10 protein-coding genes and 1 rRNA gene are annotated in these 11105 nt (G+C 38.2%); 8 read left to right on the top strand and 3 right to left on the bottom strand.

Annotated features, from left to right (window positions below; genetic code table 11):
* Positions 1-93, top strand: a 5S ribosomal RNA gene (rrf, locus tag FET73_RS14060); the annotation flags it as partial.
* 314 nt (positions 94-407) lie between these two features.
* Here the strand turns inward: rrf and FET73_RS14055 are convergent.
* Positions 408-2942, bottom strand: a complete 2535-nt coding sequence (locus FET73_RS14055; protein WP_154224611.1) for a bifunctional aspartate kinase/diaminopimelate decarboxylase — start codon at positions 2940-2942, stop codon at positions 408-410.
* A gap of 101 nt (positions 2943-3043) precedes the next feature.
* On the opposite strand from FET73_RS14055, the gene FET73_RS14050 reads away from it, so the two are divergent.
* From FET73_RS14050 to ispE, 4 genes are all read left to right on the top strand, one after another.
* A complete protein-coding gene (locus FET73_RS14050; RefSeq protein WP_179952308.1) occupies positions 3044-5410 on the top strand; it encodes a Lon protease family protein in 2367 nt (788 codons plus the stop codon).
* Positions 5411-5595: 185 nt separating this feature from the next.
* Complete coding sequence (locus FET73_RS14045) at positions 5596-6351, top strand: hypothetical protein (protein ID WP_154224609.1); 756 nt, start codon at positions 5596-5598, stop codon at positions 6349-6351.
* A gap of 3 nt (positions 6352-6354) precedes the next feature.
* A complete protein-coding gene (locus tag FET73_RS14040) occupies positions 6355-6900 on the top strand; it encodes an outer membrane lipoprotein LolB (RefSeq protein ID WP_154224608.1) in 546 nt (181 codons plus the stop codon).
* A gap of 5 nt (positions 6901-6905) precedes the next feature.
* Positions 6906-7724 carry a 4-(cytidine 5'-diphospho)-2-C-methyl-D-erythritol kinase gene (gene ispE / locus FET73_RS14035; RefSeq protein WP_154224607.1) on the top strand — a complete coding sequence of 273 codons (819 nt, stop codon included), beginning with the start codon at positions 6906-6908 and terminating at the stop codon, positions 7722-7724.
* A gap of 5 nt (positions 7725-7729) precedes the next feature.
* Here the strand turns inward: ispE and FET73_RS14030 are convergent, their stop codons facing one another.
* Positions 7730-8185, bottom strand: coding sequence for a hypothetical protein (locus FET73_RS14030; protein ID WP_154224606.1), 456 nt, complete (start codon positions 8183-8185; stop codon positions 7730-7732).
* A 179-nt stretch (positions 8186-8364) separates the two neighbouring features.
* Here FET73_RS14030 and FET73_RS14025 point away from each other — a divergent pair, with 179 nt between their 5' ends.
* Together FET73_RS14025 and trmH are read left to right on the top strand one after the other, a co-directional pair.
* Positions 8365-9240: a hypothetical protein gene (locus FET73_RS14025; protein WP_154224605.1), complete on the top strand. Its 876-nt coding sequence runs from the start codon at positions 8365-8367 to the stop codon at positions 9238-9240.
* 57 nt (positions 9241-9297) lie between these two features.
* Positions 9298-9948, top strand: coding sequence for a tRNA (guanosine(18)-2'-O)-methyltransferase TrmH (gene trmH / locus FET73_RS14020; protein ID WP_154224604.1), 651 nt, complete (start codon positions 9298-9300; stop codon positions 9946-9948).
* Here the strand turns inward: trmH and FET73_RS14015 are convergent.
* A complete protein-coding gene (locus FET73_RS14015) occupies positions 9906-10829 on the bottom strand; it encodes an ELM1/GtrOC1 family putative glycosyltransferase (RefSeq protein WP_154224603.1) in 924 nt (307 codons plus the stop codon). The genes trmH and FET73_RS14015 overlap by 43 nt on opposite strands.
* A gap of 89 nt (positions 10830-10918) precedes the next feature.
* On the opposite strand from FET73_RS14015, the gene FET73_RS14010 reads away from it, so the two are divergent.
* A complete protein-coding gene (locus tag FET73_RS14010; RefSeq protein ID WP_154224602.1) occupies positions 10919-11104 on the top strand; it encodes a zinc-finger domain-containing protein in 186 nt (61 codons plus the stop codon).
* The last annotated feature ends 1 nt before the right edge of the window (position 11105 follow it).

Raw genomic sequence — 11105 nt, 5'->3', positions numbered from 1 at the left:
AACCACCTGAACCCATCTCGAACTCAGAAGTGAAATGTAGCATCGCCGATGGTAGTGTGGGAGTTCCCATGTGAGAGTAGGACATCGCCAGGATCTTATACTAAAAAAGCCTCAACATATGTTGGGGCTTTTTTTTGCCTGAAAAAAATATATATTATACTTACGCTGGTCATTTAACCGCGTTACGGCCCTTTGGCCTAACTTAGGTTCGCAAGCTCACCATCAGGTATCTTCTGCGCAGATGAATTAGATAAGCACGTCATCGATTCCGGCAAATCGGGATATTTTCAGGATGTTTTTATGAAAAAGCCTCAACATCAGTTGTTTTTTATTTTGCTTAAACTTTCTAAAATAAACAGGCAAAAAAATACCCATGAATGGCATGGGTATTTTTTGTTAAACTTGATTTACAGTATGATGTTTTTTGCCGGAGCCCTGAGGTTGTAATTAGAAGACATACTGGAACCGTAAGCTCCTGTATTAGCGATTAAAATAACATCGCCTTCCTCTGTTTTAGGCATTTTTCTATCTATCCCTAAAATATCTCCAGTTTCACACATGGGGCCAACAATATTGGCTGTGTATTCTGCACGTTTTGATAGTTTTGATAAGTTGGCTATGTTATGCCAAGCGCCATACAATGCGGGTCTGATCAAAGAATTCATCCCTGTATCAAGGCCAATGTAACCTTGTTGCCCTTTCCATTTAGTTTGTGTTACTTTGGCCAATAAAACACCTGAATGAGCAACAATAAAACGACCAGGCTCTATCCAGATATTTATATTGGGATGTTGAGATTTGAAATCCTCTAAAATCTTATTGAAAGCTTCGAAATCTAACCCTGTATCACCTGGGTTTTCTTTAATACCTAAACCGCCACCAATGTTGAGAACAGTTGCGGTTGGAAATAAAGGTAAGCAAGACCCCAAGTAATCGACTATTCGTTTCCAATTTTCGTGGTCTAAAATGCCACTACCAGAATGGGCATGCAAGCCTTTGACTTTGATGTTGTGTTTTTTACATTGTACAGATATGGCATCTAATTCATTGGCTGGAATGCCAAATTTCGATTGTTCACCTGCTGTTCTCACATAGCGATGGTGTCCGCTACCATGACCAGGGTCAAGCCGCAACATGACTTCTTGGTCAGCAAAAATTTCTGCCCATTGATAGAGAATATAGGGGTTATCAATAGTGACTAAAATACCTTGATCGATGGCATCTATATATTCTTGTTTTGGAGCGAAATTTGGCGTGAATAATATGTTTTCCTTTGTAGATTCGCCGCAACATGCAGTAACGCGTTCGATTTCTTGTGGAGAAACGGTTTCCATTGAAACGCCTAAATCATGTATATGTTGAAGGATTTCAGGGTGACTATTGGCTTTACAAGCATAATGAATTTTGTCAACAGCTGTTAATGATTGTAGCTTGTTTACTTGAGTGGTTATAGTTTCTAAATCATAAACATAGCAAGGTGATTGATTTGAGGCAATGGTCAATAATTTGTCAGATGCAGTATGCCACCAAGGGATAATTGGAGGAGCTTGCTTGTCTTTTTGTTGCTGTAGTTGTTGCCAGCTGGGACCAAAGTTTGCCACTGTATCATCTTTAGGTATAAGAACTTCATGTAAGGCACGGCCGAGCTTGTCAGCTTGATCTTCATCGACAACAAATGTTTGGTTTAAGTCATTAGATGATTGGGTGGTAATGTATATTCGCTGATCTGCAAATGTGGAAATTACAGGTGCTATTTTATCTGCCATAGCACGGATTCTATAGCCTACTAATGTTACTGCTGAACAATTTTTTATAACTTCAACTGTGCCCATTTGCTTTAATCGTGTTGACAATTGCTGCAAAATTTCATCATCAATGCTGTTATCTGCCTTATCTAATGAAAGTGTTACATTGGTTTGAGACGTTGATATTAAGTCAACAGAGAGTCCCAGTGATTTGAAAATATTAAACATATCTCCCAAAAATCCCGCTTGATGCCACATATTTATAGATTCTAATGAAACCAAGGTCACTTGGTGACGGGTGTTAATGGCATAGACCATGGGTTTGGTAGCTTGGTAGTCATGTGATAAAACTGTACCAGGTGAATTTGGAGATTGCGTGTTTTTTATGTGTAATGGAATGTTTCCTTGTTCAAGTGGCAATATACACCTGGGGTGAAGTACTGCACCACCACTGGCAGCGATTTCTCTTGCTTCTTGGTATGCCAAGTGAAGTAATAATCTGGCATTGGGGTTGGCCCTTGGGTTTGCGCTGAAAATGCCATGAACGTCGGTCCAAATTTCTAACTTATGGGCATTTAATAAAGATGCAATATAAGCTGCAGACGTATCAGAGCCACCTCTGCCAAGCACCACTGAATTGCCATCGCTGTCTTTGGCAACAAAACCAGGCATCATATAAAGATTTTGAGACAGTTGTTCATTTAATGATTGATTATGAGTAACATCACATTTTGCGGACAGCACTTGGCTTCTTTTATTCCTTTTATCTGTTGTGCTCGCAATCAGCACTTGAGTAGGGTCAAAAGAATTGATATTGATAGATCTTTTTAAGTATTCAACACAAATTTCATGAGTAACCCATTCACCCCATGACAAAATTCCAGCTTCTTGATGAGGATTTATGTTCTTATGCGCGGTTAAAGTATTTAATTTGTTTAATGCTTGATTAACAATTTCATGGTTGATAGAAAATAAATTAGCCATGTCAAATACGCGATTATGTATGAATGACATTTGCTTTTCATCACCTGTTAACAACAGTTCTAATGCATTGGTCAATCCACTGAAAGCTGAATGAACAAGCATGACCTTGTAACCAGACTTATGGTGTTTGTCTATGATCGATAATATTTGTTGCCATTGATCAGAACCCGAGACTGAAGTCCCACCAAATTTTATGACTATCCAATTGTTCATGAGGGCAAGATTGTTAAAAAAAATAAACTTTAGAGAAAAAGCTTAAGCCATGCAAGTAATATCGTTTAATATGACAATTGAATATAAACAAGTATTAAATGATGACAGATAAAACTAAATTAAAATGGCAAGATGTTCGCTGGTTGTGTGATCCAGATGTACTAAATTTTAACAATACTACTGAAGTAGAGCCTGTGACTGAAGTGGTTGGTCAAGACGATGCATTAGAATCATTACAGTTTGCTATAGATTGTGATGCATATGGACAAAATGTATTTGTGAGGGGACTGTCAGGAACTGGCAGGATGAGCATGGTTTCAAAAATTTTAAGAGATGTGAAACCTAAGTTAAACAATAAAAAAGAACATTGTTATGTGGCAAATTTTGAACAGCCAGACAGACCCAGATTAATTTCGCTCGCAGCCGGAGAGGGTGTGAAATTTAGAAAATCAATTGATCAATTGTGTGCTTTTATCAATGATGATTTAAAGAAAACAATGGATTCAGAAGCGTTATTAAAACAAAAAAATAATGCTGAAGAACAATTACAGAAGCAACTTGATACCTTAGCAAAACCTTTTGAAAAAGAATTAGCTGAAAATGAAATGGCGATGCTTAATGTTAAAACGCAACAAGGTGAACAAACCATTATTGCACCAATAATTGATGGCAAAGTTATTGATCCAAATTCATGGCAGCAACTGATTTCTGATGGAAAGGTTGATGAAGATACTCAAAAGAAATTGATGGAAACACAACATCAATACAGCAAAAAATTAGATGAATTTGGTAGGAAAGTTAACCAAGTCAGAGAACAGGGAATGCTGGAAATCAGTAACTTAATGGAATCACACACCCGTGATGAAATTAAAAGGCAAACTAAAGGACTGAAGAGAAAGTACTCTGAACCCGCCGCTATAGAGTTTTTAGTGGATATAGAGGAAGATGTCATAGATGCATTTTTTTACAGAAGGCAAAAGAATTATGACCCTTTTGAGCGCTATGCTGTCAACGTTCTTTTGCATCAATGTAATGACGGAAAAGCACCAGTTTTAGTAGAGAGAGTACCTTCGTTACAAAACTTATTAGGTACAATTGAAAGTAAATGGGCTGAAAATGGACCGGTTATGGCAGACCACATGAGTATCAGAAGCGGTTCGTTATTGGCTGCAGATGGTGGGTTTATAGTCCTTGATGCTCGTGATTTATTAACAGAGCCAGGGGCGTGGAGAACATTGATTAGAACATTAAAGAGCCGGTATTTAGAGATAGTGCCAGCGGATATGAATTGGCCCGGGCAGCCAGCACTCAAACCTGATCCAATTCCTGTGGAATTTAGGGTTATATTGCTCGGTGATTCAGGTGTTTATTATGGTTTAGACAATCAAGATCCAGATTTTCCAGAATTATTCAAAGTATTGTCAGACTTTGATTCTGTTATTCCTCGTAATGAAATAGGCTATAAACACTACGCCGGTGTAATAGCAAAAATTATCAAGGAAGATGGGTTGTTGCCATTTAAAAATACTGCGGTAGCAAAATTAATAGAACATGGAGCCAGGGTGTGTTCTCAAGGAGGCAAACTCACTGCTAAGTTTTCAAGAATAGCTGATTTAGCACGTGAAGGCGCGTTTGTCGCATCTCAATTGGGAAATGAAGAGGTGAGCGCAGACCATGTATCAACAGCTGTTAAAAGGACAAAAAAACGGGCAGGATTGCCTGCAAGGAAATTCCAGGAAAACTTACAAAACGGCACGATAAATTTAGAAACGGAAGGCGGCGTGGTAGGACAGATCAATGGTTTGGCGGTCATTCATGCAGGGCCAATCGTGTACGGGTTTCCTTCACGAATTACCACTTCAATTGGTCCAGGCCGAGCAGGTGTAATAGACATTGAGGGGATGTCTGGTAAATCAGGGTCAATACACACAAAAGGATTTCACATTTTAGGAGGGCTGTTACGTCATTTGATGCCGGTAGAACACCCATTGACTTTCTCCGCATCTATCGCATTTGAACAAAGTTATGGAGGTATTGATGGAGATTCAGCCTCTGGTGCAGAGTTTTGTTGTTTAATTTCAGCATTAACTGGACTGCCAATTAACCAGGGATTTGCCATGACTGGAGCGATTGATCAACATGGCCGATTGCAAGCCATCGGCGGTGTTAATGAAAAAATAGAAGGCTTTTTTGACACCTGTTCACAAAGAGGGTTGACTGGCAAACAAGGCGTCATTATTCCTGCCTCAAATGCAAAAGAATTGATGCTTAGGTCAGATGTACAAGACGCTTGTCGTGCGAACCAATTTTCAATTCATGCAGTGTCTTATATCTCAGAAGCCATGGAAGTTTTGATGGAAAAAGAAGCGGGTGTTCTGATTGGAGGAGAATATCCAGATGAAAGTATCATGGGATTGGCAATGAAAAAAGCCAAAGAATATTGGTATTTAACACAGCCCAAAGGGTAAAATTCAGCTTTTTGTGACTCAGTTGATTGTGCGCTGGGTCACATTCTTGAATTAAATTTTATAAAAGCGCGATATCTTGCTGATTTTTCTTGTTATTTAAAAAATCATTTGTTAGCATTAAGATATACGAAACTTTTTCTTTTGGTACATGTCAAAAGGCATCTAAACGGTTATTGGGGATTGAAGTGGTTAAAAGCTTTTCTATCATGGCATTTATTTTGATGTTGTCTACTGTAGCGACAGCACAACAAAGTGTGAGCAAAGGATACAAACCTTTCAATTTGATAGAAAGTAACAAATCATTTAGCCAAAACAATCAATTCTTTGCCATTCCTAATACACAGCAAGGTTTCAACCAAAATACATACAACTTTCTGAACTCCCAAAATAAAGGTTACTCTGTTCATTTTAACCAAGACACTGTTTTTGGTGATGAAATAGTTATGGGTATGAAATTTTCAGACCTGCTATCTGTTAGGTTGAACTTAGTTGATGGTGATCAACCATTTTCTATTTTTTCAGGTGCAACAGGGGCCGAATTGAGAAATAAAACCAGTGACAATGACCTGACTGGCTATCAATTTGGTGTCAGTTCTGTGGTTAAAATAGGCTCTCAATGGCGATTGGGTTTTGATATGGGTAAGGGGCAGATTGATGGTGATGCACTTGGGCTTTATCAAGATGATTTGAATACAACCAGCCTAGGTTTTGGTGTTCGCTATAACCAATTTGGAGCCACAGTTAATTCTGACTTTTACAGTAGATCTTCTAATGATTTACTGGAACAGTCTACAATGGATATCACTGTAGATTGGCACTTTACCAAAGAGGGAAGTATTTCATTTGGTGCCAGAAAAAGTATAAATGAAAACTCAGGTGACTCTATTTTAGACCAGTTTACTGGTACCGTCCCTTATATCAAATTCAAACATAACCTGTAATTCATGCGCCAGACTATTTGGTTACTGCTATTGCTGTTGTTGTCTGCTTGTCATAAACAAAACACTAAACCTACGACTTTCCAAGTTAACCCCATTTCAAGTCAAAACTGGCAAATGTCGGGTAAGATGTCTTTTTCTGATGGAAATGAGGGTGGCAGTGGAAGAATAAAGTGGAAAGAAGTGGATGGCAATATCATAGCAAAATTCACTGCACCCTTAGGACAGGGTAGTTGGGATTTGGATGAGCGGCTTGGATTGATTCAGAACAATAAAGGACAATCATGGTCAGGCAGTAACATGGGAAAACTGTTAAAAGAACAACTCGGCTGGGAGGTTCCTTGGATTGCTTTAAAACAAAGCATTAAAGGTTTGGACGTTGTAAATAAGCAGACTAAAAGTGGAGATTCACTTGTGTTTTATAAGCAAGGTTGGAAGGTTGAGTGGAAAAAAATCAAAAAAGTTAATGGCTTTATGCTGCCACACAAAATCTACCTGCTTAATGAACCCTATTCAGTAAAAATAGCTGTGAAAACTTGGTTGTTAGACTGACTTTAATGGAATCCATAACAACAATTAGCCCGGCCAAAATCAATTTAATGCTGCGTGTATTAAATCAAAGGGGTGATGGCTATCATGAACTACAAACTGTATTCAAATTATTAGACTGGGGAGATCAGATGATCTTCACATTCAATGATTTGGATGGTGACTCAAAAGTATCTATAACAGGGTTCAAAAATTTATTACTTGAAAATAATTTAATCTATCAAGCAAGTGAGTTACTCAGGCCGTTTATTCAAACCCCTTTTAATGTGGCCATTGATGTTAAAAAAAGCATTCCACAAGGTGGAGGTTTGGGTGGGGGCAGTTCTAATGCGGCTACTACGCTGACCATTTTAAATGCACATTGGGGCTGTCAGTTAAGTCAAGAGGAATTGATGGCAATGGCATTAAAATTAGGGGCCGACGTTCCCTTCTTTGTGTTTGCACATGATGCCTTGGCAACAGGCGTTGGTGAAAATTTGTCACCAATTGATTTGCCAGTAAAGCATGTATTGCTGCTGTTTCCTGATTGTACAGTGACAACTGGTGATGTATTCAAAGACAGCAAGCTAAAAAGAAATCAGTTGGCAGTTTCTGAAAAGCTCGTTTTGAATGAATCATCATGGATTAATGATTGTTTGCCGGTTGTGTTATCAAACTATCCTAAAATCAAAAAAGTGTATGATGGTGCCAGTGTTGATTACAAAGTATATTTGAGTGGGACGGGTTCAACGCTGTTTATACTTTTTGATGACATTAGCCAAGCTGAAAAAGCTAAAAAAATGGCACAAGCGATATGCAAGTGCCATTTGATTAATGCAAAAAAGTAGTTAATTTACCTGATACGTTTAACTTTTACGCCTCGATTGCCATCACCTTTTAACAACCAAGAGCCCATCATCATAGGTTCTATGGTGATGTTTTGTGTTCCGTCGTTTTTGAGGTTCATGCGTCCACTTTGAATTTGTTTCCATACTTGACCATTGGTCAATTTATAAAAAGTATTTCCGAGTGGGTCTTTATAGAATTTTTCTAAAGTGGCAACTATTGTTTCCCGTTTGGATTGTTCTTTTAGCTCAAATCCTGCGTTGGACTGTCTTTCTTCTTTTTGAATGGTTTTATGTTGGGTACTTAACCACTGTTGTAGTGATTTAATTTCACTTTCAGACAGTTTATAAAGCCCTGTTTTGTTTTTGTCTGAGTCAGACATTGTTGATAAATCTAAAGTTCGATCTGCGGCAGTTGAGCTGTTTGAAAATATAAAAGCAACTATTGTAAAAATGTATTTCATACCCTGGTTTAGTTTGTCAAAGGAAATCATGATACAACAAGAAGAGTATGTGTAAATGAGAAATATGGAAAAATAGTCAAAATTGAGTAAATTTATAGCAGTTTATAACAATGATTTAACACCTAAAAATCAAAAAACAGTAAAATGCGAATTGCGAAATGTTAAAAAATATAATCCACATGATTAAGAAAATAAAACAATTGTTTATACTTTCTGCTGTCAGTGCATCATGTATGCCTGTAAATGCAGAACTGTTATTAAAGCTTGATGAAGCTACTTTGGGAAATACGCCGATGCCTATTTCTGAAAATATCGATTATGACATCCTTGGTCATCAAGTACAGGTGACAACAAAGTATCCAATGATCTGTAACCAGATAGAGGGTTCTGCTACTGCTTCTCAGTTAACTGTAGCAGTCAATTCTCCAAATAAAGATTCGGCCACTTCAGGTTTGGTTGGTTTATTACAGTCTATTGATTATGATATTGCTGGTGGAAAAATCTCAATGCAGTCTGAAAACTTGAATAAGTCCCTTTGTTTGGCTTCAACACTCCATGATGTGATACATGAATCTGCATTCGAAGGAAATGATTGGGAGCAAGAATATTCCAACCACTTTTCTTTTACTGGAATTCAAGAATCAAGACCGGTGAATACTTTATTCACTGTAGGTACTGAGTATGTCAATACTACAGGTATGGTTTTAGAGCTGGATTATATTGATTTTTGGCCTTCATCAGAATTATTGGATGTTTATGCCAATCATAATGGAACTTTTTGTGAGATATATGATGACCAAGAAGATTTGGTTGGCTCGTGTCCTGTAGACCTGAATGAAAGGGGAAAATATGCCAATATTTGGCTACAACCTGGCTATAAAATTGTAACAACAAATAATTTGGTAATTCATCCAAGTTCAGTGGTAGGAAAAAACCTGTATTTAATGACAGCTGTTTTCACCAAAGTTAATACCATTCAATCAGGAGGTCAAAATCAATCCTTTAGTGGAGTTGAATTTATAGAAGCTAAAATAAAAGTAGCGCCAACGCCTTAAAAAAAATGCTAAACTTACAGAGAGCAGCCTAAGGGCTGCTTTTTTTTTGAGAACGAAATGACTCCAGAAAGATTTAAAAATTTACAGCAGGTATTGTCACAACGTCAAATGGACTTAACTGTGTTAATGGATGGTGTGCATAAGCCGCATAATTTCAATGCCATCATTCGAACCTGTGATGCCATAGGTGTTTTTGAAGCCCATTTGGTTCCTGTTGAAGGTGGTTATAAACCTTTTTCAATTACGGCCAAAGGTGCACAAAAATATGTCTATACACACAAGCATGAAACAGTTGAAAAAGGCATTGAACATCTCAAATCTGAAGGAAAGCAAGTTTTAGCGGCACATTGGTCTGAAAAGGCAGTAGATTTTCGCACCATAGATTACACCAAACCAACAGCTATTGTTATGGGCTCGGAATTACGCGGCTTATCAAAAAAAGCAGCTGATGCAGTTGATCAACATGTGACGATTCCCATGATGGGTATGGTGGAATCTTTGAATGTTTCAGTGGCTTGTGCAGTGATATTGCATCAAGCCCAAGAGCAGCGTCTGAAGGCGGGTTTGTATGATACTCGTGCGTTGTCAGATGCAGATTATGAGCGGTTATTATTTGAATGGAGTTGGCCTAAGATTGCTAGATTATGTCGCCGTTTAAACAAGCCTTATCCACTCTTAAATGAAGATGGGGACTTTAATAAATTTTGAAACTTATCACAATGGATGATTTCTTTAATCGGGTCTGGCCAAGGCTCTTTGGTATTTAATTGCCCTTTTGAAAAGTGCGATTGAACCGATTGAATAAATGCTTGATGTCTGGTTGAGTGAATGTATTTGGATGCAAGTAAATGAAGGGTTTGGCCTGTGGCTAGGCATTCATTCACCATGTTGATGCTGTCAGATGTGACATAAAACATACCTGAGTTGACTAACAATTTTGAATATGGATTGTCTCCATCAGTTTGGTCTAGCCAAATATCGGGCGAATCCATTTGAGTGCTTTGTCTGATGATACATTTGGCCTGATGACTTAATCGAGGAGAGCCACAAATGATAATGTTAGTATGTCTTTTTTTGATTTTATCCCAGTCTTTAATCCATTGTTTTTTCCAATAGCTTTTTTCTGGATTGCCTAAAATAACGGCTGTTGATTGGCTATGGTTTGCTTGTAGTGATTGTGGTCGGATGTTGTGAATACTGCCTGTAAAGCAACATATGTTATCTCCTACTAAGCCATCATGTTTGGGCAATAACAGCAAATCATAATCTGACAACTTGCCTTTGGGGTTCAAAACATGAATGTGTTTACAACCAGTTTGTTGTTTGACTTTACCCGCGGCGGCGGCGGCTTGACGGCCACAGCTGATTACCAGATCTGGGGGCTGATTGAAGTTGGGAGAGCCATTAAGCCAATTGGTTTGTTGTATTCTGTGCCCAATCTTATTGGGCGCCAATAACTTTTGAATCCAGGTGCTTTGAAAAGTGAATATCATGGTGTGGTGAGCAGAAATATCGGCCACACTTTTGCTTTGAATTTCATGGCCTTTACGACCGTCCGAAATGACCCAGCACAGATTTACTTTATTCAAAGGTGTTCACCGTTTATAATGACCATCCCATTATAAGTGCCACTTTGTGTTTTGCAAAGCCGGTAGAAAAACGTATTTGCGAGAATGATATGACTAACAAACCAGCCAACAGTGAAAAAACATACTATGTCAGTAAATCTGACTTGCCTGTTTCGTGTCCGGGACCTGAGATGATAACCTGGAATTCTCATCCAAAAGTTTACCTTCCAATTGAAAAAACTGGCGAAGCCGTTTGTGAATATTGCGGTGCCAAATATGTACTGAAAGCCGACTAAA

This window comes from Marinicella rhabdoformis, from assembly GCF_009671245.1.
GTDB lineage: Bacteria > Pseudomonadota > Gammaproteobacteria > Xanthomonadales > Marinicellaceae > Marinicella > Marinicella rhabdoformis.
This window is presented reverse-complemented; position numbering and strand designations above follow the sequence as displayed.